We start from the raw sequence: 22,913 nt of genomic DNA, 5'->3' as shown, positions 1-22,913 counted from the left end.
AGCCATGTTGATTCTGTAATGTATAACTATGTTAAGCGTTATGATGTTTAATCTAGGTGATATTAAGCATGATAGCGTTGACATGAAAAATAAATTATTGGGTTATTTGAGTAATAATATGAAAATATTGGTAACAGGTGCTGCGGGTTTTATTGGCTATCATATGAGCCAGCGTTTAATCGAAATGGGTTATCATGTTGTCGGAATAGATAACCTGAATGATTATTATGATGTGCGATTAAAAGAAGCTCGATTAGCTAAATTACAACAGCTAGAAAAATTTCATTTTGAGAAACTTGATATCGTTGACTCAGCAAAAGTGGCTCAATTATTTGCATCACACCAATTTGACCGAGTTATTCACTTAGCCGCCCAACCGGGTGTTCGCTATTCAATTGAAAACCCAATGGCATATATTGATGCGAATATTGTTGGTCATATTAATATATTAGAAGGATGTCGCCATAATAAAGTCGGACATCTTATCTATTCCTCTTCAAGCTCCGTTTATGGTTTAAATCAGAAACAGCCTTTCTCAACAGAAGATAGTGTTGATCACCCAGTTTCATTATATGCAGCAACAAAGAAAGCCAATGAGTTAATGTCTCATAGCTATTCACATTTATATCAATTACCGACAACAGGATTACGTTTCTTCACGGTATATGGTCCTTGGGGACGTCCTGATATGGCATTATTTAAATTTACTAAGGCAATGCTAGCTGGCGAACCTATTGATGTTTATAACAGTGGAAATATGACGCGTGATTTCACTTATGTCGATGATATTGTGGGATCTGTTGTTCGATTAGTTAATGTTATACCAGAAGCAGATGAAAACTGGACAGTAGAGAAAGGTGAAACGTCTTCAAGTTCTGCCCCTTATAAGATCTATAATGTGGGTAATGGGCAACCAACCAAATTGATGGCATTCATTGAAGCGATAGAAAAGTCATTAAATATAAAAGCTAAATTGAATTTAATGCCAATGCAAGATGGTGATGTTCTTTCTACTTGTGCTGATTGCCAAGACTTGTTTGAGACAATAGGTTTCTCGCCGAATACCGAAGTAGAATATGGCGTAAAACAGTTTGTTGATTGGTATTTAAGTTATTATAAAAATTAATAATATTAGTTTAATTGGATCAAAGAAAAAAGGAGCTATAAAAGCTCCTTTTTCATTATAAATAAAAATAAATAACGCAGTTATTACATTTTTTATTTTTGCTTACCCACATCTAATACAAACTACATCAGCACATATTAAAATTAAACGCTTGTTTAATTAAATGGGGCAAACAAGAAAATACCCTTTTAAATAATTAAAAGGGTATTTCAAATAGAGTATTGACTTAAATTACAGCAGGAAATCGTCTAATGATTTGCCTTCTTCATCAATAGCACGTTTGATTACAGCTGGTGTACGACCTTGGCCTGTCCAAGTTTTAGTTTCACCATTTTCATCAACGTAAGAGTATTTAGCAGGGCGAGCTGCACGTTTAGCACGGCCTGTTTTATTAACAGCACTTGCTTCAAGTAAGTCTGTTGGATCAATACCAGCTTCTTCTAGCATTTCACGGTATTTTTGTAATTTTTGAACACGTTCTTCTTCAGCTGCTTTTTCTAATGAGAATTCTTCACGACGCTCATTAACGACAACTTCGAGTTTCTCCAGCATTTCTTCTAAAGTTTCTAAAGAAGTTTCTCTTGCTTGTGCACGGAGAGTACGGATGTTATTTAATATTTTTAAAGATTCGCTCATTTTCCTGGTCTCAAATAAATGTTGTTGGCTGATGTAATACTAATAATAGATTGCTATTTAAATTTCTGCAATACCTAAATACAAACCTTACGTAAAATTTCTTTTTTTTAAACTAATATCTCAACGAAAAAAATAATAAAAGTTGAGGCATCTTTAGTCAATAAAGGAAATATTAGTAAGGAAATGCATCTTTTAACTGATGATAGCGCTAATGCTAAAGAATAGAAAGCTTTGTTCATTTTTTTATAATAACGGACTTTTTTCTAAAAATGGAATCGGACTAACTTTCATACTTTAATAAAGGTATATCAAGGGGTGTTTTAATATGTTAAGTACTTATTAAAGCTATTTATTTTTTAAGCAAAAATTAGCATTAACAACGAACTTCATCTTTCGGTGGTATATCTAGAATAGAAATAAAGGTAATAAATACTTGTTATGGATAACTTGTAGATTGTTTATGTTAGACTGTCGCTCGTGAAAATAAACACTATTTAAGGAGTGAGCTGATGGCTCAACTTTACTTTTATTATTCAGCCATGAACGCTGGAAAATCAACATCTTTATTGCAATCCTCTTATAACTATAATGAACGAGGAATGCGTACTTTGATTTTCACTGCGGCTATTGATACACGCTTTGCAAAAGGAAAGATTAGTTCAAGGATAGGATTAAGTGCGGATGCATTACTCTTTAGTGATGATATGAATATTCGTGACGTTATTGTTGCTGAGCATAACAAACAGCCTATTCACTGTGTATTGATTGATGAATGCCAATTTTTAAGTAAGGCACATGTCGAACAACTTTGTGAAATAACGGATACCTATGATATTCCCGTTCTCACTTATGGGCTAAGAACGGATTTTAGAGGTGAGTTATTTACAGGCAGTGCTTATTTATTAGCATGGGCTGATAAACTAGTAGAACTTAAAACAGTATGTTACTGCGGTAGAAAGGCAAATAAAGTATTACGCTTAGATGATAAAGGAAATGTACTGAGTGATGGTGCCCAAGTTGAAATAGGTGGAAATGAAAAATATGTTTCAGTCTGCCGCAAGCATTATACACAGGCAACGCTAAAAGGGTGTATTGAACAAGAGTAACCTTTTCAATTTCCCTCTTTTACTAATTTGTCAGAGTAAAAGAGGGGGATGAAATAAGAATTCAAATAAAGTGTTATATAACGTAATACTAAAAAATATTTATATGTTTTTAAATTTTAGCCAATTTCTTGGCTTTTTTTATATCAAATTGCGGTGAGTTTGATTTTCTTCTGTGAAGATATGTTATTTTTTGAAAGGAAAATTTATCTATTTCATCGATTTCATTATCATTAATCAAAAAAGACATAATCAAATATACGTAAGGTGTTTGTTTTGTGATGTCGATATTGTTTTTTACAAATGAAAAGAGAGATAGACATTTGATGCATTTATATTATTCATAGTTTAATAAAATTGAATAAAGATAGTCATAAAATACAAAAAAATATTTCTTTTATCTATGGTTTGTATAATGAAACATTTATATCGGGTTTTATCGATGCTGATTATAAGATGCTTAAGTTGTCATTGAATAAATAAAACACTTCACTTTATGCCTGCCAATACGGATAAATTGGCTCCTTTTATACTCCTAAAGGAGTAATTTTTAAGTAGAATGCACAAATAGCGACCTTTATTACGTTAGCAAGCTAACAAGCCTCATTTTGATAATATTTTATTGAAACTATGTTTTTTATAAATCCAATGCAGCTAGAGATATAAAATATTTATATCTCTATATTTTGATCACTAATTAATAATCAAAACGATGAAGCCTATTTATTTTTATCGGATAAGAAGAAAAATACGATTGCAAATCGTAAAGCGAATACGATGGTTTCAAAGAACATTTCGCGATAGTCATTTTATGAAGTAAACAAGGTAAGAATGAAATAATTAAACCAACTAATGAAAGAGGAGAGGAGTTTGATACGCTCTATAATCGCCCATAAGCCATTTTTTATAATAGGGTAATGCCAATGTGTGATTTAAGAGGTAAGTTGCTCAGCACCTTTTTCAGAGCCAATTATGAATACATAAGGGAATACACTATTTTTATAGTAAGGATCAAACTTATTAACTAAGTGTAAACACTTATCATTTATGACTGAATAGTGACTTCTCTCGCTTTATTTCCTAATCTCAGAAATCAGTAGCAAAATGCATATAACCAAGTGATCAGCCATAAAAAAACCCAGCCATAGGGCTGGGTTTCTATTTAAGAGCAAATAACCGAAATATTGAGGATCACATTAACACAGTGTGTTTCGATTATTTTTTACTACTTTTTTTAGCTGGTTTTGTTTCTTCTTTTACTTCAACAACAGGATGTTCATTAAATTCACGACCGTAGTAAGAATCTAATAACAGTTGTTTCAGTTCAGAGATCAGTGGGTAACGAGGGTTAGCACCAGTACACTGATCGTCAAACGCATCTTCAGATAATTTATCAACTCTTGCTAAGAAATCACTTTCTTGGACGCCAGCTTCACGAATAGAAGATGGAATACCTAATGAAGATTTCATTTCTTCTAACCAAGCTAACAATTTCTCAATTTTAGCCGCAGTACGGTCACCCGGTGCTGAAAGTTCTAAGTGATCAGCAATTTCTGCATAACGACGACGAGCTTGAGGGCGATCATATTGGCTAAATGCAGTTTGTTTAGTTGGGTTATCATTAGCGTTATAACGAATAACGTTTGAAATTAATAACGCATTAGCTAAACCGTGAGGAATATGGAACTCAGAGCCTAATTTATGCGCCATTGAGTGACAAACACCCAAGAATGCGTTAGCAAAAGCAATACCAGCAATCGTTGCCGCATTATGAACACGTTCACGAGCAACAGGATTTTTAGCGCCTTCATGATAACTTGCAGGCAGATATTCCTTCAGTAATTTTAATGCTTGCAGTGCTTGTCCATCAGAATATTCGTTCGCTAAGACAGAAACGTAGGCTTCTAATGCGTGAGTTACAGCGTCTAAACCACCAAATGCACACAGAGATTTAGGCATATTCATAACAAGGTTTGCATCAACGATAGCCATATCTGGTGTTAATGCATAGTCTGCTAATGGATATTTTTGACCTGTTTCGTCATCAGTAACTACCGCAAATGGTGTTACTTCGGAGCCAGTACCTGATGTTGTTGTGATAGCAACCATTTGTGCTTTCACACCCATTTTTGGGAATTTGTAAATACGTTTACGGATATCCATAAAGCGTAATGCTAATTCTTCAAAGTGGGTTTCTGGGTGTTCATACATAACCCACATGATTTTTGCTGCATCCATTGGTGAACCACCACCTAATGCGATGATCACGTCTGGTTTAAAGCTATTCATCTGTTCTGCGCCTTTACGCACAACACTTAATGTTGGGTCTGCTTCAACTTCAAAAAAGACTTCTGTTTCAACACCAAATTTTTTCAGTACACGAGCGACTTCATCAACATAACCATTGTTGAATAAGAAACTATCGGTCACGATAAAGGCGCGTTTTTTACCGTCTGTCGCAATCTCTTCTAGTGCGATAGGTAAACAACCACGGCGGAAGTAAATAGATTTAGGGAGTTTATGCCACAACATATTTTCTGCTCTTTTCGCCACGGTTTTAGTGTTGATAAGGTGTTTGGGCCCTACGTTTTCAGAGATGGAGTTACCACCCCATGAACCACAACCTAATGTTAGAGAAGGAGCAAGTTTAAAGTTGTATAAGTCACCAATACCACCTTGAGATGCTGGAGTATTGATTAAAATACGAGATGTTTTCATCTTGTCGCCGAAGTAGGCAACATGCTCAGGGCAGTTATCTTGGTCTGTATATAAGCAAGAAGTGTGACCAATACCACCCATCTCAACTAATTTTTCCGCTTTTAGAACGGCATCCTCAAACGATTGAGCATGGTACATGGCTAATAGTGGAGATAATTTCTCGTGAGCAAAAGGTTCTGCTTCTGTTGTTTCTTTTACTTCACCAATTAAAATTTTGGTATTTACAGGTACTTCAATGCCAGCCATTTCAGCAATTTTTGTTGCAGGTTGACCCACAATCGCTGCGTTTAAGTTGCCATCTTTTAAGATGATGTCTTGAACTGCTTTTAATTCTTTACCTGTTAGCATGTAACCGCCGTGAGTTGAGAAACGCTCACGAACTTGTTTATAAATGCTATCAACGACGATAACAGATTGCTCTGATGCACAAATTACGCCGTTATCGAAAGTTTTAGACATTAAGATTGAAGCCACTGCACGTTTGATATCAGCAGAATCATCAATAACAACAGGTGTATTACCTGCACCAACACCGATAGCGGGCTTACCAGAACTATACGCAGCTTTAACCATGCCTGGACCACCTGTCGCTAAGATCAGGTTAATATCATCATGGTGCATTAATGCGTTAGATAGGGCAACAGAAGGCTCATCAATCCAACCGATAATGTCTTTTGGTGCGCCAGCAGCGATAGCGGCATTCAAGACGATTTCAGCAGCACGATTTGTTGCTTCTTTTGCACGAGGGTGCGGAGAGAAAATAATACCATTACGCGTTTTTAAGCTGATTAATGCTTTAAAAATCGCAGTAGAAGTTGGGTTAGTTGTTGGTACGATACCACAGATGATCCCAATAGGTTCAGCAATGGTCATTGTGCCGTAAGTCAGATCTTCAGATAAGATCCCGCAGGTTTTTTCGTCTTTATACGCATTGTAGATATACTCAGAAGCAAAGTGGTTTTTAATCACTTTATCTTCAACGATACCCATACCAGACTCTTTTACAGCTAATTTTGCAAGAGGAATACGGGCATCAGCGGCAGCTAATGCAGCAGCACGGAAAATAGCATCAACTTGTTCTTGAGAGAAGTTAGCAAATTCACGTTGAGCTTTTTTTACACGAGCAACCAAATCATTGAGTTCAGTAACGTTAGTTACAGACATAAAGAGACTCCTGATAAAATGTTAAATTTTTTAAGCAAATTAGCCGTTTTCATCATAACTAATAAGGATAGCCTAGATAGATGACAATGTGCTCATTTTAGTAATAATTATTAGAAGCCATAATTTGCTTAAAAAACTTAAAAAAAACAATAATAAAGGTAAATATATTTTCGAAGTAATCCTATTTCTTCGAATGATAACAGCTTACCATCTTTCTAATTAATTAACGTGATATATATCACAAAATTAGTAAGCTGACACCTTTCAGCATGGCTTTTTATGAGAATGATTCTTATATGTAATAAATATTCAACAATTTTTTTGTCGTATGCTTTATTTAGATATAAAATTAAACCACTAGGTTTTGATCAGTTTGCAAGAGAATATTTTAGGTAAAAACTTGTTAACTAATAGAATTAACTGGTTTATTGATTTAAAGTAACGCGCATTTTTTAGAGTTACTCTATCTTTTATAGAATAATTCGCATGTTTACTAGCCAAGAAGGGGCTTTTCATGGGGTCACTGCTGGATTTATCCGGTTATATTAAATTTTTTGTCGGTCTTTTTGCGATTGTAAACCCAATTGGTATTTTGCCTGTCTTTATTAGTATGACGAGTTATCAAACTGATGCCGGGCGTAACAAAACAAACTTAATTGCGAATGGCTCCGTTGCAATTATTTTAGTTTCTTCTCTGTTAATCGGTGATTCTATACTGAATATTTTCGGTATTTCTATCGACTCGTTTCGTATAGCAGGGGGAATGCTGATTGTTACTATTGCAATGACAATGATAAATGGGCGTTTAGGGGAAGATAAACAAAACAATCAAGAACGAAACGAATCCGCGGTTCGTAATAGTGTTGCTGTTGTACCTTTAGCATTGCCATTAATGGCAGGACCAGGGGCAATCAGTTCTTGTATTGTGTGGAGCTCTCGTTGGGAAGGTTTTACTAACTTTTTAGGATTAGCCGCAACCAGTATCTTTTTTGCATTTTGTTGTTGGTTATTGTTTCGTAGTGCAACACTCTTAGTGAAATATTTAGGGCAAACTGGCATTAACGTGGTTACTCGTATAATGGGCTTATTATTAATGTCGTTAGGTATTGAATTTATTGTGACTGGGTTACGTTCTATTTTCCCAGGCTTATTAGTTTAAACACAGCGCAGAACAATTAAAAAATGGTACTACTAAAACAGTACTATTAAAAAGAGCAGTATTAACAACGCAATACTGCTCAGATCTTTTCTTCTATTTATTCTCTTTTCTTCTGTTTATTCTCTTTTATGTCAATCAAGACGATGTATCCCTTTTGATAACGCATCTCGATCATAATGTTGTGTGAGCTCCCCATTTTCCATTAATGCAGCTCTATCCGACATATGTGCAATAACATCTGCATCATGACTTACTAATAAATATGTCATATTATGCTCTTTTTTCAGTGTGTTAAGCAGATTTAAAATCTCAGCTTGTACTGACATATCGAGTGCTGAAGTTGGCTCGTCTAAAAGCAATAATTTTGGTTGTAATAAAATGGCTCTTGCAATGGCAATACGTTGACGCTGACCACCAGAAAGTTGATGAGGATAACGACTTGTCACATCTGCGGGCAAACCAACTTGGGCTAATGCTTGTTCAATGGTATTTTTATCAAAAGGAATTTGATGGATTTTTAACGGCTCAGAAAATGCACGTTCAATACGGTGTTGAGGGTGCAAAGAAGCGTAGGGATCTTGAAACACCATTTGTATATTACGGCGTAATGCCCCTTGGAAACGTTGTTGAGGTTTAATAGTTTGCCCTAAAAGCGATATATTACCTTGCCAATGGGGCAACAACCCAGCAATCACTCGTAAAACAGTCGATTTACCGCAACCAGAACGACCTATTAAGCTAAAGGTTTCACCTTGTTGAATATGTAAATTAATGCCTTTTACAACGTCCTTTGCTTGTTTACCTTGTTCAAATTGAACATGTAAATCATGAATATCAATTAGCATGATGCAGCCCCTTGAAATTAAGCGTTCTATCTAATACAGGCAATTGAGTGCCATAAGTGCTTGCGTTAGGTCTGCATGTCCAAAGTGTACGAGTATAAGGATGTGTGGCAGTCGGTAGCGCCTTCGCACTGAGTTCGTCAACTTGTTCGCCTTGGTACATCACCATGACACGTTCACAATATTCGGCAACAAGGGGCAAATCATGGCTAATTAGCAATAAGCCCATATGACGTTGCTCACACTGTGTGGTGATCAGCTCAAGGATTTGATGACGTAATTGTGCATCAAGCGCAGAAGTCGGTTCATCAGCTATTAAAATCGTTGGATTATTAATAAGTGCAATCGCTATCATTGCACGTTGCCCCATTCCCCCTGATAATTCACCGGGATAGCGATAAATATTCTGTTCAGGTAAGCCGACAGACAGCAGTGTATCAATAATAAGTTGGCGTCTATCTTGGCGCGAAAGTTTTTGATGCTGTTTTACGGTTTCTTCTACTTGTTGATAAATGGTTTTTACAGGATTTAAGGCGTAACGAGGATCTTGTAATACCATTGAAATAGTATTACCTCGAATATTATTCCATTGGCGAGAGGAAAAACCCAATAGATTATCTCCCTGCAAATTGAGTTTATCTGCGCTGACTTTTCCCGGCTGACGAACTAATCCCATTAATGCACGAGCGGTCATTGATTTGCCAGAACCTGATTCGCCGACAACCGCTAAACGCTCTTGCCCTAAAGTAAAAGAGACATTATTGACCACTCTTGCCTTTGGAAAATCAATACAGAGGTTATTTACCTCAATTAATGGTGCTTTATTCATGGGTATCTCCCAATACATCGCGTAATCCATCACCCAATAAATTAAATGCTAGACTGCTGATCAAAATTGCCGTACCCGGAATAGCGGCAACCCACCATTGATCAAAAATAACAGGCATACCTTCTGAGATCATTGCTCCCCATTCCGCCATTGGTGGCCGAGCGCCTAATCCAAGAAAGCCCAATCCTGCTGCCGCGAGGATAATCACCGCTAAGTTCAGCGCTAAACGTACAATCGCTGAAGGTAAACACAGGGGTAAGATATGCCCCCATAACAATCGGATACCCTTAATTCCCATCATTTCAGCCGCAGCGAGATAATCACTATTACGTAAATGTTGAATTTCACTGCGCGATTGTCGTGCATAAGCAGGCCATGCGGTTAAAGCCAGCGCTAATGCCCCATTTAACAGACCCGGACCTAACATTGCGACAAAGGCAAAAGCGAGAATAAGAGAAGGCATTGACATCACAATATCGGTGAAGCGCATTAAAATACGTTCAGTCCAACCGCCGTAATATCCCGATAAAATCCCAATCAATAATCCTAAAGGTAACGTAATAAGCGCCACCAGCCCCACTAAACCTAGCATGGGGCGAGTACCGTAGATCAGGCGAGAAAGAATATCTCGCCCATAATTATCGGTGCCTAGCCAATGTTGAGCATTGGGTGCTAATAAACGTTGGGCAGCATGTTGCCAATTTGGATCATAAGGAGCCAACCAAGGTGCAAAAATCGCAATAATTAACAGTAAAATAAGCAACGATAAACCGATAAATGCGGAAGGCGAGCGCGCTATTTTTCTTAAAAATGAGGATGACATTAGCGGAGCCTCGGATCAGTTAAACGAATAACAATATCGGTCACATTATTAATAAAGACAAAGCACAAACCGATAATTAAAGTACCGCCCATAATGGCTGTGGTATCCCCTGCAAAAAGCGCTGTTGTGAGATATCGACCAATTCCCGGCCAAGAAAAGACGGTTTCTGTCAATACAGCCCCTTCTAGCATACCCGTGTAAGACAGGGCGATAATAGTCATTAAAACACCACGAATATTAGGCAGTACGTGATAAAAAAGAATACGTAACTCGCCAATGCCTTTCGCTCTTGCTAACGTGACATACTCTTTATTCATTTCGTTTAAACATGCCGAGCGAGTTAAGCGAGTGATAGAAGCAAGGGCAAAATAAGCTAATAGGGAAACGGGCAAAATCAGGTGTGATAACGCATTAAAAAAAGCCTCTTTATCGCCAGCTAATAATGTATCAATTAATGCAAAACCTGTTACGGGTTCAATGGTGAATTGATAGATATCGTCTAATCGCCCGGGGCCTGCAGTCCATTGTAATGTGGCATAGAAAATCAAGAGTAAAATCAAACCTAACCAGAAAATAGGAACTGAACTGCCTAATAACGTTAGAATTCGCAAAATAAAATCGAGGGGTGTTCCCACAAACCGCGCACATAAAACACCGAATAAAATACCGAGACTGGCACCAATCAACAATGCAACAGTTGCTAATTCCAATGTAGCGGGGAAGGTCGCTAACAAATCATTAAGAACAGGCTGACCTGTTGATGTCGCTGTACCTAAATGTCCTTGCAACAGTGCTTTCACATAGTGAAAAAACTGCATGTAGATAGGTAAATCCAGCCCTAACTCATGTTTTACTTGGTTATAGGTTTCAAGGCTTGCGTGATCACCGACAATTTGTAAGACAGGATCGACAGGTGAAAGTACAGAAAGCGTAAAAGTGATAACAAGAAGCCCTAAAAGCGTCAGCACCAGTGTCAATATACCTTGAGCAAAGGTAATTAACTGACCTTTAAGACGAAAAGATAACGTCATAGCAGTATTCATACAGCAATAGCCTAGTGAAATGACAAAAATAGACCCTCCACAGTAACATGACTGTGGAGGGTTTCTGAAAAAAAGATTACTTAGTTACTTTGTCATAATAAACCATATCTGCATTTAGACCTTGCGCATAACCTTTGATGTTATCGCGCATAACGATTTGGTTTTTACCTTGGTCGATAAACACATAAGGCGAGCTACGCTGTAACTCTTTTTGCATTTCAGTATAGAGGGATTGACGTTTTGTCTTGTCCGCTTCATTAAGTGCCGCCAATGTTTGCTGGCTTAATTCAGGAATTTTCCAGCCATTTAACCAAGCAACAGTATTGGATTGTCCGTCGTTATAAGCAAAGGCACTGGCGTTTGAGTGTGCATCAAAATAATCAGGGATCCAAAAGCGGATAGCTGCTTGATGTTGTTTAGCGCGCACACGGCTATACACTTGACTACCTGCCGCAGGCAATAAATCGACTTGTACACCAGCTTGAGCAAAGCTTGCTTGGATGGATTGCGCCACCGTGATGTAAGGAACTTTGTTCTCAACATCTAATGTAAAGCGTGCATTGGTGATCCCCGCTTTGGCTAAAATTTCTTTAGCTTTTGCTGGATCAAAAGTGAATGGATTATCTTCTAATGCGCCCGGTAAACCTACAGGTAAGAAGCTTTGGTGAATAAAATACTGACCACGCATTAAATCTTCAGTAATACCTTTGTAGTCAATTAAATAACGAGATGCTTCCCAAAATGCGGGGTTACTCAGTGCAGGGTTTCCGCTGTCGGTATTAAAAGCCATATAAACTTGTTCAGCAGAAGGAATATTTAAAATTTGAATACCTGCTTTGCCTGCTAAAGCTGCGGTTTGATCCGTACCCAGTTCACGCGCAATATCTGCATCGCCTTTTTCAATCAATAAGCGACGTGATGCCGGATCAGGCACGTTTTTAATAATAATATTCGCCATCTTAGGTGCGCCAGTCGGTGACAGAGGGTTAGCCTCTAACACAATGGCTTGACGTGGTTGATAAGCGCGCATTTTGTATGCACCACTTCCTGCTGAGTTCATTTTCAGCCAGCTATTACCAAAATCATTATTTTTAATATGAGCAGAAACTAGTTTTTCATCAACGATAGAAGCAATTGGGGTTGAAAGGATATTTAGCACAACATTAGGGCTAACATCGGCTGTCCAACGTACTTCCAATTCGTTATCACTGATTTTTTTGAGTAACGAATTAATGTTATCTGTTTTCCAACCCAATACATTTAGAATAAAGGCTGGTGATTTATTCATGATGATCGCACGCTGATAAGAGAAGATAATATCTTCAGGACGCACAGCGTTACCTGATGCAAATTTTGCCTCGGGTTTAATTTTAAATACGATCGTTTTTTGTTCAGGATTTGCTTGCCAACTTTCAACCAAAATCGGTTCATTAATTTCTGGATTATCACGATTAGGTTGAACAATACGTTGATATAAACTCGGTACAGTTTGAATACTCGATAGCTCATTACTTTCAGCAGGATCAAGACTGACTAAATCATCAAGCCCTTGTACCACAATTAATGTATTAGCAGGAGTTGCTGCAAATGCCGGTACGGAAAGGGCACCCACAACCAATAATGATAATAATTTTGCTTTCATGAGACGCTCCCTGAAATGGTGTAGCTAAAGTCGTTATGTCAATAACTTATTAGTTATTACTTTGTGAAATTAACTTAGGCAAAACGTGACCAATGCGCAAAGTTTTAATTACGCTTATATATAACTCTTCGTTATAAGGTGGTCATAATTAATTATGGTAGAAGAATAATTAACCGCAAGAACAGGATGATGAAATACTCCTTTAGTAGTAACTCATTGACTATTAAGTTGTATTAGCTGAATTGATTAAGCTGTATTTGATATTCATCAATATATCTTATGAGTAGTTTCGTATTTTAGCCTTAGAAATCTTTAAATTTGAGGCAAAAATGAGCAAGAAAACACTCGCAATCATCGGTAACGGTATGGTGGGGCACCGTTATATCGAAGAACTGATTGATAAAGGTGGCAATGAAGAATTTAATATTGTCGTCTTTTGTGAAGAACCTCGCGTTGCATACGATAGAGTCCATCTCTCCTCTTATTTCTCCCATCACACCGCAGAAGAACTCTCTTTAGTTAAACAAGGCTATTACGAAAAACACCAAATAGAAGTATTAATGGGTGAACGCGTGATAACCATTAATCGTGACGAAAAAGTGGTACACACTAATACAGGGCGTTGTGTTAGTTACGATAAATTAGTGATGGCAACAGGCTCTTATCCATGGGTTCCGCCAATTAAGGGAAATAACTCACCAGATTGCTTTGTCTATCGGACTATTGAAGATTTAAATGCTATTGAATCTTGCGCACGTATTAGTCGTAAAGGGGCGGTGATTGGTGGAGGGCTTTTAGGTCTAGAAGCTGCTGGCGCACTCAAAAGTTTAGGTATCGAAACTCACGTTATCGAGTTTGCACCCACATTAATGGCAGAACAGCTTGATACATTAGGGGGAGAGCAACTTAAGCGAAAAATAGAGCGTATGGGAGTGAAAGTGCATACCTCTAAAAATACACAAGAAATATTATCGACAGGAGAAAACGCACGTAAAACACTGCAATTTGCAGATGGTACTTCTCTTGAAGTGGACTTTATTGTGTTCTCTACAGGTATTCGTCCGAAAGATAAATTAGCTCGTCAATGTGATCTAGCTATTGCCCCACGAGGCGGTATTGTCATCAATGATTATTGCCAAACAACCGATCCTGATATTTACGCCATTGGTGAATGTGCATCTTGGCAAAATAAAACCTTCGGCTTAGTGGCGCCGGGTTACAAAATGGCACAAGTTGCCGTCGATAATTTATTAGGTCATCACTCTGTCTTTCAGGGGGCTGATTTAAGTGCAAAACTAAAACTGCTAGGTGTTGATGTGGGCGGTATTGGTGATGCTCATGGTCGTCAAGAAGGATGCCGTAGTTATATTTATCTTGATGAAGGCAAAGAAATTTATAAACGCCTGATTGTTAGTGAAGATAATAAATACCTATTGGGTGCCGTATTAGTAGGCGATACCGAAGATTATGGCAATCTCTTGCAACTATCACTAAACACCATTGAATTACCCGAGCATCCAGACGCCTTAATTTTGCCGACACATGCAGGAAGTAAGCCAGCAATAGGTGTAGATTCCTTACCTGAAACGGCACAAATCTGCTCTTGTTTTGATGTAACAAAAGGCGACATTATTCAAGCCATTGAACGAGGGTGTCATACGGTCGCTGCGATTAAAGCAGAAACCAAAGCAGGTACGGGATGTGGTGGTTGTATTCCTCTTGTGACCCAAGTTTTAAATGCAGAATTAGCAAAACAAGGCATTGAAGTTAATCACCATCTTTGTGAGCATTTTCACTATTCTCGCCAAGAGCTTTATCATCTTATTCGCGTAGAAGGGCTGAAAAGTTTTGATGAACTGCTGCAAAAACACGGTCAAGGTTATGGTTGTGAAGTATGTAAACCAACCGTGGGTTCATTGCTTGCTTCATGTTGGAATGATTATATCTTGCGTGATGATTTAGTTTCTCTACAAGATACTAACGACAACTTCCTCGCGAATATGCAAAAAGATGGGACTTATTCCATTATTCCTCGTTCTCCTGGTGGAGAAATTACCCCCGCAGGCATTATTGCGATTGGGCAAATTGCTCAAGAATACAATTTGTATACCAAAATTACTGGCTCGCAACGCATGGCAATGTTCGGTGCGCATAAACAGGATTTGCCCGCGATTTGGGAAAAACTGATTGCGGCAGGTTTTGAAACAGGTCATGCCTATGCGAAAGCGCTGCGTATGGTAAAAACGTGTGTAGGCAGTAGTTGGTGTCGTTTTGGCGTTGGTGACAGCGTCGGTTTGGGTGTTGCATTAGAGCATCGTTATAAAGGTATTAGAACACCTCATAAGATGAAATTTGGCGTTTCAGGTTGCACCCGTGAATGTTCTGAAGCTCAAGGAAAAGACGTGGGTATTATCGCCACAGATAAAGGCTGGAACCTCTATTTTGGTGGAAATGGTGGTATGAAACCACGTCATGGAGATCTATTTGCTTCAGATCTCGATGAAGAAACTTTAGTGCATTATATCGACCGCTTTATGATGTTTTATATTCGCACTGCCGATAAGCTGCAACGCACTTCAGTGTGGCTAGATAATCTAGAAGGCGGTATTGAATATTTACGTGATGTCATTATTAACGACAAATTAGGCTTAAATGTACAGTTAGAAAAAGAACTGAAAGCCTTACAAGAACGTGCCGCTTGTGAATGGAAAGAAACGGTTGATTCTCCAAAAGCATTAAAACGCTTTGCCCACTTTATTAATAATCCAATGCCTGATCCGACAGTGCAAACGGTAAAAGAACGATTTCAACATCGCCCCGCACGTTTACACGAACGTATTGATATCAAACTGGTCACTGAGGAGGCGCAATCATGAGCCAATGGATAGCGGTTTGCCAATTAGATGACATTACGCCAGGAACAGGTGTTTGTGCGCTGGTGGAACAAGATCATGTTGCCATATTTCGCCCTTACTCTGATGCACGTTTATATGCGTTAAGCAATATAGATCCCTTTGCACATTCTAGTGTTCTGTCTCGAGGGCTGATTGCTGAACATGAAAATGAGTTGTATATCGTCAGCCCATTAAAAAAACAGCATTTTCGTTTAACGGACGGTTTTTGCCTTGAGGATGAGAATTTCTCGATCACTCATTTTGATGTCAAGGTTGAAGGAAATACTGTCAGTGTACGCAGCCGTAATAAATCATCTCAATAAATAGGGGAATGAATATGGATTACTTTCCAATATTCTGTCAGCTCAAAGATAAACCTTGTTTATTAGTAGGAGGCGGTGAGATTGCTGAACGTAAAGCCCGATTGCTTATGGAGGCAGGCGCGATTATTTCTGTTATCGCACCTTCGTTTACAGGGCAATTTATGCAGTGGCATTCTGAGCAAAAACTAAACTGCATCATGGGTGTATTTACTGCGGATCATCTATCGGGTAAATGGCTTGTTATTGCTGCAACAGATAATGAGCAAGTGAATCAACAGGTTTTTCAATCCGCGACAGAGAAACAGATATTTTGTAATGTCGTTGATTCACCAGAGCAAGCCAGCTTTATTATGCCTTCTGTTATCGATCGTTCACCTATTGTAGTGGCGATTTCATCGGGCGGAAAAGCGCCTGTGCTAGCGCGTATTTTGCGAGAAAAAATTGAACAACTGCTCCCTAATTATCTTGGTGCGTTAGCGCAACTCGCTGGAACGTTACGTGAGCAAATAAAACAGCGTTTTTCATCGATGAGTGCCAGACGTTATTTTTGGGAGCAATTTTTCGAGGATAAATCACTACAAGCTGAAATAGAAGCGCAAAGAGACGACGGTATTAAGCAACGCATTAGCGCACTATTATCTGAAAATCAGCAACCTAAAGGCAGTGTTGTTTTAGTCGGAGCAGGGCCAGGCGATGCTGGGCTAATGACCATTAAAGGTTTACAGCAGTGTCAGCAAGCTGATGTGGTGGTTTATGATAGATTAGTGTCTGATGAGGTCATGGCATTAGTCCGCAGAGACGCACAACGTATTTATGTTGGTAAGCAAGCAGGTTTTCACTGTGTTCCTCAAGATGAAATCAATCAAATTTTAATCAAAGAAGCCACAGCAGGAAAACGCGTGGTGAGATTAAAAGGAGGCGATCCCTTTATTTTTGGTCGAGGCAGTGAGGAGCTAGAAGCCTTGATTGAACATCATATTCCATTTTCTGTGATCCCCGGAATTACGGCGGCATCAGGTTGTACCACTTATGCGGGGATCCCTTTAACGCATCGAGATTATGCGCAAAGTGTCCGTTTTATTACGGGACATGGCAAAGGGTTAAATGAAGCCCAGTGGCAATGTATTGCGCAAAAGAATCAGACCTTGGTGTTTTATATGGGATTAAGTAAAGCGCCGTATATTCAGCAAATGTTACTTAGCCAAAACATGTGCGCGACTATGCCCGTTGCCATTATCGAAAAGGGAACGTTAACAACACAAAAAGTGATTGTTGGTCAATTACGCCAACTGGCAGAAATGGCAGAAACAATGGAAAGCCCTGCACTGATTATTGTGGGAGAGGTTGTCAAACTGAATGATAAGCTACAATGGTTTCAATCAAAATCAGCTAAATAGCTGAAAAGAATTGATGATATCATCTTAAAATTAAACACCTCTTTAATATTCTATATGTATATTAAAGAGGTTTTTTTTATCTGACATTTTATCTAACACATAGAAATATAAATAAAAAATTGTTTAATAACATTTCAATTAAACATATAGATTAAAATTTAAAAACAAATAATAAAGTTGAATATTTAATAATCTATAAATATTTTTAGCCCAGAATTGTTATTCACTCTAAAGATGAATTTATTGTTATTTTTAATTAATTTCAAAAAGAAATTTTTTACAAATAAAGCATCATAAAGTTCTGCAAGTCGGATAAAATCCATCCTAAATATATTAATTTTGTGAGCTAAGTAGGTTTTCTATCTATAAAACTTGCATGATGTTAATTTAATGTTTATTTGTTGTTTTGCTTCTCTTGATATGTATTTTTTATTTTCTCAGGATAGAACTCTAGGTGGCTCAATAAAGTTAAGTGATAAGAATACCGCATTAATTGACAAAATTTACGATAAGTGTAAAAAAGAAGAGTATTAGTATCATTTTTATCTCGTTAATATTTTTAAACGTTTGAGAGCCACAAATATTACAATCAAAATTTAACAACGATACATATCGTTAATTGAGCGACCCCGCTATAAATTATTGTTTATTAGGAGAGGTACCCATGAAAAATAAAGTTACGTTAAAAACAGTGTTTCCACTCAGTATTATGTCACTTGTATTAACCTCCTTTTTTTCTCATGCCGTCACTCTTCCTGAAGGGACTATTCTGGCCCAAAAACAGAATATCGTGATTAATAACGGTACTGAAGTTTCATCACTTGATCCGCACAAAGTAGAAGGCGCTCCAGAAACAAATATTATTTTAAATTTATTAGAGGGGCTGACCTATGTGGGGCCTAATGGTGAAAGCATGCCCGGTGTTGCACAACGCTGGGAAACTGATGATAACAAGGTGTGGAGATTCTATTTGCGAGAAGACGCAAAGTGGAGTGATGGCACACCCGTTACAGCCGAAGACTTTGTTTATAGCTGGCGTCGAGTCGTCGATCCTAAAACAGGCTCGCCTTATGCCAGTTATCTTGAATATGCTTATGTTGAAAATGTTGCAGATATTCTTAGCGGTAAAAAATCCCCTGAAACATTAGGTGTAAAAGCGATAGACGCGCACACTTTGCAAGTCAATTTAACCAAGCCAATTCCTTATTTAGTCGATATGGTCAGTCACACTCCGTTAAAGCCAGTTAAAAAAGAGATTGTTGAAAAATATGGCGTGAATTGGACTCGTCCTGAAAATTTTGTCGGTAATGGCGCTTATGTTATTGAAAATTGGGTCGTGAATGAAAAGGTGACTTTAAAACGAAATCCACTTTATTGGGATAATAAAAACACCATTATTGAGCAAGCCACATTTTTACCAATTAGTTCAGAAACCAGTGATATAAATCGCTATCGTAGCGGTGAAATAGATATCACTAATAGCGCTATTCCGCCTGTTCTGTATAAAAAAATGAAACAAGAGCAGCCAGAGAATTTACATGTCACACCGTATTTATGTACTTTCTATTATGAATTAAATAATAAAAAAGCCCCTTTTGATGATCCTCGTGTTCGAGAAGCTGTGAAACTAACGCTTGATAGAGAAGTTATTGCTGAAAAAATAATGGGGCAAGGGCAAATACCCGCTTATTCTTTTACTCCGTCTTTTATTGGCAACGGTAATTTTAAGCCACCAAAATGGGCTTATTGGACACAACAGCAACGTAATGAAAGGGCGCGTGAATTATTAAAAGAAGCAGGATTTGATAGCCAAAATCCTCTGACTTTTACTTTGCTCTACAATACCTCAGATCAAAATAAACAGCAGGCAATAGCGACTGCATCAATGTGGAAAAAAAGTATTGGTGCAAATGTGACGTTGCAAAACCAAGAATGGAAAACGGCATTAGAAAGCCGTAACCAAGGAAATTACCAAGTCGCGAGAGCAACGTGGTGCGCAGATTACAATGAACCTACCTCGTTTTTAAATTCGTTTCTTTCTACAAGTAGTCTCAATACCGTTTTTTATGAAAATAATGACTACGACGATGCATTAAATAATGCCTCAATGGCCGTTGATAAAGTGGCTCGCCATCAACTCTATCAGCGTGCTGAAGCCTTGCTAGACAAGGATTCAGCGATAGTACCTGTCTATTATCGTGTTAGTGTTAGATTAGTTAGTCCAAAAGTGGGCGGATTTATGGGCAAAGACCCCTTTGATTATACGGACTTAAAGCGCTATTTTATAAAGGCAGATAACTAAAACTGGTAAATTATCGAAATTCTATAGTTATGTGTGATTTAAATTATTAAAAGTGACTTAAAAAGTAGTTAACCAATAAAAAGCTACACAAAAAAGCTAGCGGCATAAAAAAATTATAATGCTATCAGGCAATTAAGCACTGATAACAAATAAACAAGATTGATTTATTTTTTTGTAAAAACAATAAGTTGTGTAAACCGTTCTAAAACACAACTGAACATCACAGAATGGTTGTCTAACAACCAGCTTACTAACTGGGAGTATTGTATAAGATGAGTAATTTAACTAAAAAGAGTGCGTTGGCGATTGCAATAAGCGCAATCTTTGGATTGTCAGCACTAACAGCTAATGCTGCTGTTGTTCCAGACGGGGTAAAATTAGCTGAAAAACAAGAGCTTGTCCGTAATAATGGCTCTGAACCACAATCACTTGATCCGCATAAAATCGAAGGTGTACCTGAATCTGCATTAGCGCGTGATCTTTTCGAAGGCGTGACTATTGTTGGTCCAGATGGTGAAATTTTACCTGGCTCTGCAACTAGCTGGGAAAATAAAGATTTTACTGTTTGGACATTCAAAATTCGTGAAGGCGCTAAATGGTCAAATGGTGACCCTGTTACAGCACAAGATTTCGTTTATAGCTGGCAACGTTTAGCGGATCCTAATACTGCATCTCCTTATGAAAGCTATCTGCAATATGCACATATTGTAAATATTGACGATATTATTGCAGGTAAGAAAAAAGCCACAGAATTAGGTGTTAAGGCATTAGATAACAACACATTAGAAATCACTTTATCCGAAGCAGTGCCTTATTTACCAAAATTATTAGCTCACTCCTCCATGTCACCTGTTAACCAAAAAGTAATTGAAAAGTTTGGTGAAAAATGGACACAACCTGCTAACTTCGTCGGTAACGGCGCTTATAATTTAAAAGACTGGACAGTCAACGAACGTATTGTTTTAGAACGTAGCCCAACGTATTGGGATAACAAAAGTACTGTTATTGATAAAGTCACCTTCTTACCTATCTCATCAGAAGTCACTGACGTAAACCGCTATCGTGCGGGTGAAATTGATATGACATATAGCAATTTACCGATCGAACTTTTCCAAAAACTGAAAAAAGAGATCCCAGATGAATTGCGTATAAGCCCATATTTATGTACTTATTATTATGAAATTAATAATGAGAAAGCACCGTTTAACGATCCTCGTGTTCGTGAAGCGCTGAAACTGTCAATGGACAGAGATATCATCACTTATAAAGTAAAAAACCAAGGTGATATTCCCGCTTACGGCTTTACTCCTCCATTTACAGATGGAATTAAAGAGAGCAAACCAGAATGGTTTGCGACTTGGACACAAGAACAGCGCAATGAGAAAGCACGTCAATTGTTAGAAGAGGCGGGCTATAACAAAGCAAACCCACTGAAATTTAAACTGCTGTACAATACTTCTGATCTTCATAAAAAAGTGGCAATTGCTGCTTCTTCAATTTGGAAGAAAAACCTAGGTGCCGATGTCTCTCTTGAAAACCAAGAGTGGAAAACGTTCTTAGATACACGTCACCAAGGAACTTATGATGTTGCGCGTGCGGGTTGGTGTGCAGATTATAACGAACCTTCTTCATTCCTGAACATGATGCTGTCTTACAGCAGTAATAATACTGTTCACTATAAAAACACAGAGTTTGACGCATTGATCAAAGAATCTTTACGTGTGAAATCTGATGACGAACGTGCCGCTATTTATCAAAAAGCTGAAGGCGTATTAGATAAAGATTCGGCCATTGTTCCACTTTACTACTATGTAAACACCCGTTTAGTTAAACCTTATGTGGGTGGTTATTCAGGTAAAGATCCATTAGATAATTTACATACTAAAGACTTGTACATTATTGCTAAGTAATCGGGCGAGACCTTGTCTTTTTTAAGGCAAGGTCTTTTTATCGTCACGCCTGAATAGGTTTGTGTTATAGGAACGGGCAATGCTCAAATTTATTTTTCGTCGCTTTTTAGAAGCGATACCGACTCTATTTATTCTAATAACGATTTCGTTTTTTATGATGCGTTTAGCACCTGGTAGCCCTTTTACAGGGGAAAGGAAACTTCCACCAGAGGTTATGGCAAATATTGAAGCGAAATATCACTTAAACGATCCCATTTATAAACAATACTTCGATTATTTAATTCAATTATCGAAAGGGGATTTAGGACCTTCTTTTAAATATAAAGACTACAGTGTAAACACCTTAGTCGGTAAAGCATTCCCTGTTTCAGCTAAATTAGGGTTGTCGGCATTTATTTTTGCTGTGATTTTAGGTGTGGGGGCAGGCGTGATAGCCGCACTGAATCAAAATACCAAATGGGATTATACCGTCATGACCTTTGCCATGACGGGCGTTGTAATACCGAGTTTCGTTGTCGCACCACTGCTGGTACTTATTTTTGCTATTACCTTAAGGTGGTTACCGGCAGGGGGCTGGAATGGTGGTGCAGTGCAATATATGTTGTTACCAATGATTGCACTGTCGCTTTCTTATATTGCCAGTATCTCGCGTATTACCCGTAGTTCTATGATTGAAGTATTACACTCAAACTTTATCAGAACGGCAAAAGCGAAAGGCTTGCCGATGAAAAGAATTGTACTGCGTCATGCTTTAAAACCTGCGCTACTACCTGTTATTTCTTATATGGGACCTGCATTCGTCGGTATTATTACTGGCTCCATGGTTATTGAAACCATTTTTGGATTGCCGGGTATCGGACAATTATTCGTTAATGGTGCTTTAAACCGAGATTACTCATTGGTATTAAGTTTAACCATTATCGTCGGTGCATTAACGATTTTATTTAATGCGATTGTCGATATTTTATATGCCGTTATTGACCCGAAAATTCGTTATTAATA

16 protein-coding genes are annotated in these 22,913 nt (G+C 37.9%); 9 read left to right on the top strand and 7 right to left on the bottom strand.

All coding sequences use genetic code 11. The annotated features are described in order from the left end of the window. The first annotated feature begins 118 nt into the window (after positions 1-118). A complete protein-coding gene (locus QQS39_RS10665; protein WP_151435345.1) occupies positions 119-1,126 on the top strand; it encodes an NAD-dependent epimerase in 1,008 nt (335 codons plus the stop codon). Positions 1,127-1,357: 231 nt separating this feature from the next. Here QQS39_RS10665 and hns read toward each other — a convergent pair whose 3' ends face one another. Then, positions 1,358-1,762, bottom strand: coding sequence for a histone-like nucleoid-structuring protein H-NS (gene hns, locus QQS39_RS10660; RefSeq protein WP_088495367.1), 405 nt, complete (start codon positions 1,760-1,762; stop codon positions 1,358-1,360). A gap of 509 nt (positions 1,763-2,271) precedes the next feature. Between hns and QQS39_RS10655 the strand changes: the two genes are divergently transcribed. Further along, positions 2,272-2,868, top strand: coding sequence for a thymidine kinase (locus QQS39_RS10655; RefSeq protein WP_023581977.1), 597 nt, complete (start codon positions 2,272-2,274; stop codon positions 2,866-2,868). 1,212 nt (positions 2,869-4,080) lie between these two features. Here the strand turns inward: QQS39_RS10655 and adhE are convergent. After that, on the bottom strand, positions 4,081-6,747 hold the full coding sequence (adhE, locus tag QQS39_RS10650) for a bifunctional acetaldehyde-CoA/alcohol dehydrogenase (RefSeq protein WP_196736300.1): 2,667 nt from the start codon (positions 6,745-6,747) through the stop codon (positions 4,081-4,083). A 514-nt stretch (positions 6,748-7,261) separates the two neighbouring features. Here adhE and QQS39_RS10645 point away from each other — a divergent pair. Further along, positions 7,262-7,906, top strand: coding sequence for a YchE family NAAT transporter (locus QQS39_RS10645; RefSeq protein WP_151435343.1), 645 nt, complete (start codon positions 7,262-7,264; stop codon positions 7,904-7,906). A gap of 131 nt (positions 7,907-8,037) precedes the next feature. On the opposite strand, the gene QQS39_RS10640 is transcribed toward QQS39_RS10645, so the two are convergent. The 5 genes from QQS39_RS10640 to QQS39_RS10620 form a co-directional block, all read right to left on the bottom strand. After that, a complete protein-coding gene (locus QQS39_RS10640; protein WP_285805894.1) occupies positions 8,038-8,754 on the bottom strand; it encodes an ABC transporter ATP-binding protein in 717 nt (238 codons plus the stop codon). Continuing rightward, positions 8,741-9,577 (bottom strand): ABC transporter ATP-binding protein, encoded by an 837-nt coding sequence (locus tag QQS39_RS10635; protein ID WP_285804490.1) that lies wholly within the window; start codon positions 9,575-9,577, stop codon positions 8,741-8,743. Before QQS39_RS10635 ends, QQS39_RS10640 begins: the two co-directional genes overlap by 14 nt. Continuing rightward, positions 9,570-10,400 (bottom strand): ABC transporter permease, encoded by an 831-nt coding sequence (locus tag QQS39_RS10630; RefSeq protein ID WP_196736298.1) that lies wholly within the window; start codon positions 10,398-10,400, stop codon positions 9,570-9,572. Before QQS39_RS10630 ends, QQS39_RS10635 begins: the two co-directional genes overlap by 8 nt. Next, positions 10,400-11,443 (bottom strand): ABC transporter permease, encoded by a 1,044-nt coding sequence (locus QQS39_RS10625; protein WP_285804489.1) that lies wholly within the window; start codon positions 11,441-11,443, stop codon positions 10,400-10,402. Before QQS39_RS10625 ends, QQS39_RS10630 begins: the two co-directional genes overlap by 1 nt. Positions 11,444-11,519: 76 nt before the next feature. Then, complete coding sequence (locus tag QQS39_RS10620; RefSeq protein ID WP_151435338.1) at positions 11,520-13,085, bottom strand: ABC transporter substrate-binding protein; 1,566 nt, start codon at positions 13,083-13,085, stop codon at positions 11,520-11,522. 329 nt (positions 13,086-13,414) lie between these two features. Between QQS39_RS10620 and nirB the strand changes: the two genes are divergently transcribed. The 6 genes from nirB to oppB all read left to right on the top strand — a co-directional run bounded on the left by nirB (position 13,415) and on the right by oppB (position 22,911). Then, positions 13,415-15,961 carry a nitrite reductase large subunit NirB gene (gene nirB, locus QQS39_RS10615; RefSeq protein WP_151435337.1) on the top strand — a complete coding sequence of 849 codons (2,547 nt, stop codon included), beginning with the start codon at positions 13,415-13,417 and terminating at the stop codon, positions 15,959-15,961. Next, complete coding sequence (gene nirD / locus QQS39_RS10610; protein WP_285804488.1) at positions 15,958-16,302, top strand: nitrite reductase small subunit NirD; 345 nt, start codon at positions 15,958-15,960, stop codon at positions 16,300-16,302. Before nirB ends, nirD begins: the two co-directional genes overlap by 4 nt. Before the next feature lie 14 nt (positions 16,303-16,316). Next, positions 16,317-17,699: a siroheme synthase CysG gene (cysG, locus tag QQS39_RS10605; RefSeq protein WP_285804487.1), complete on the top strand. Its 1,383-nt coding sequence runs from the start codon at positions 16,317-16,319 to the stop codon at positions 17,697-17,699. A 664-nt stretch (positions 17,700-18,363) separates the two neighbouring features. Then, positions 18,364-20,001, top strand: coding sequence for an ABC transporter substrate-binding protein (locus tag QQS39_RS10600; protein WP_285804486.1), 1,638 nt, complete (start codon positions 18,364-18,366; stop codon positions 19,999-20,001). A 272-nt stretch (positions 20,002-20,273) separates the two neighbouring features. After that, a complete protein-coding gene (gene oppA, locus QQS39_RS10595; RefSeq protein ID WP_151435333.1) occupies positions 20,274-21,911 on the top strand; it encodes an oligopeptide ABC transporter substrate-binding protein OppA in 1,638 nt (545 codons plus the stop codon). Between the two features lie 79 nt (positions 21,912-21,990). Beyond that, on the top strand, positions 21,991-22,911 hold the full coding sequence (gene oppB, locus QQS39_RS10590; RefSeq protein WP_072064086.1) for an oligopeptide ABC transporter permease OppB: 921 nt from the start codon (positions 21,991-21,993) through the stop codon (positions 22,909-22,911). Positions 22,912-22,913: the final 2 nt, after the last annotated feature.

This window comes from Proteus appendicitidis (genome assembly GCF_030271835.1).
In the GTDB taxonomy this organism is placed as follows: domain Bacteria; phylum Pseudomonadota; class Gammaproteobacteria; order Enterobacterales; family Enterobacteriaceae; genus Proteus; species Proteus appendicitidis.
This window is presented reverse-complemented; position numbering and strand designations above follow the sequence as displayed.

Coding starts and splice junctions, on each gene's coding strand:
- QQS39_RS10665 (WP_151435345.1), top strand. CDS start 119: ATGAAAATATTGGTAACAGGTGCTGCGGGTTTTATTGGCTATCATATG.
- hns (WP_088495367.1), bottom strand. CDS start 1,762: ATGAGCGAATCTTTAAAAATATTAAATAACATCCGTACTCTCCGTGCA.
- QQS39_RS10655 (WP_023581977.1), top strand. CDS start 2,272: ATGGCTCAACTTTACTTTTATTATTCAGCCATGAACGCTGGAAAATCA.
- adhE (WP_196736300.1), bottom strand. CDS start 6,747: ATGTCTGTAACTAACGTTACTGAACTCAATGATTTGGTTGCTCGTGTA.
- QQS39_RS10645 (WP_151435343.1), top strand. CDS start 7,262: ATGGGGTCACTGCTGGATTTATCCGGTTATATTAAATTTTTTGTCGGT.
- QQS39_RS10635 (WP_285804490.1), bottom strand. CDS start 9,577: ATGAATAAAGCACCATTAATTGAGGTAAATAACCTCTGTATTGATTTT.
- QQS39_RS10630 (WP_196736298.1), bottom strand. CDS start 10,400: ATGTCATCCTCATTTTTAAGAAAAATAGCGCGCTCGCCTTCCGCATTT.
- QQS39_RS10625 (WP_285804489.1), bottom strand. CDS start 11,443: ATGAATACTGCTATGACGTTATCTTTTCGTCTTAAAGGTCAGTTAATT.
- QQS39_RS10620 (WP_151435338.1), bottom strand. CDS start 13,085: ATGAAAGCAAAATTATTATCATTATTGGTTGTGGGTGCCCTTTCCGTA.
- nirB (WP_151435337.1), top strand. CDS start 13,415: ATGAGCAAGAAAACACTCGCAATCATCGGTAACGGTATGGTGGGGCAC.
- nirD (WP_285804488.1), top strand. CDS start 15,958: ATGAGCCAATGGATAGCGGTTTGCCAATTAGATGACATTACGCCAGGA.
- cysG (WP_285804487.1), top strand. CDS start 16,317: ATGGATTACTTTCCAATATTCTGTCAGCTCAAAGATAAACCTTGTTTA.
- QQS39_RS10600 (WP_285804486.1), top strand. CDS start 18,364: ATGAAAAATAAAGTTACGTTAAAAACAGTGTTTCCACTCAGTATTATG.
- oppA (WP_151435333.1), top strand. CDS start 20,274: ATGAGTAATTTAACTAAAAAGAGTGCGTTGGCGATTGCAATAAGCGCA.
- oppB (WP_072064086.1), top strand. CDS start 21,991: ATGCTCAAATTTATTTTTCGTCGCTTTTTAGAAGCGATACCGACTCTA.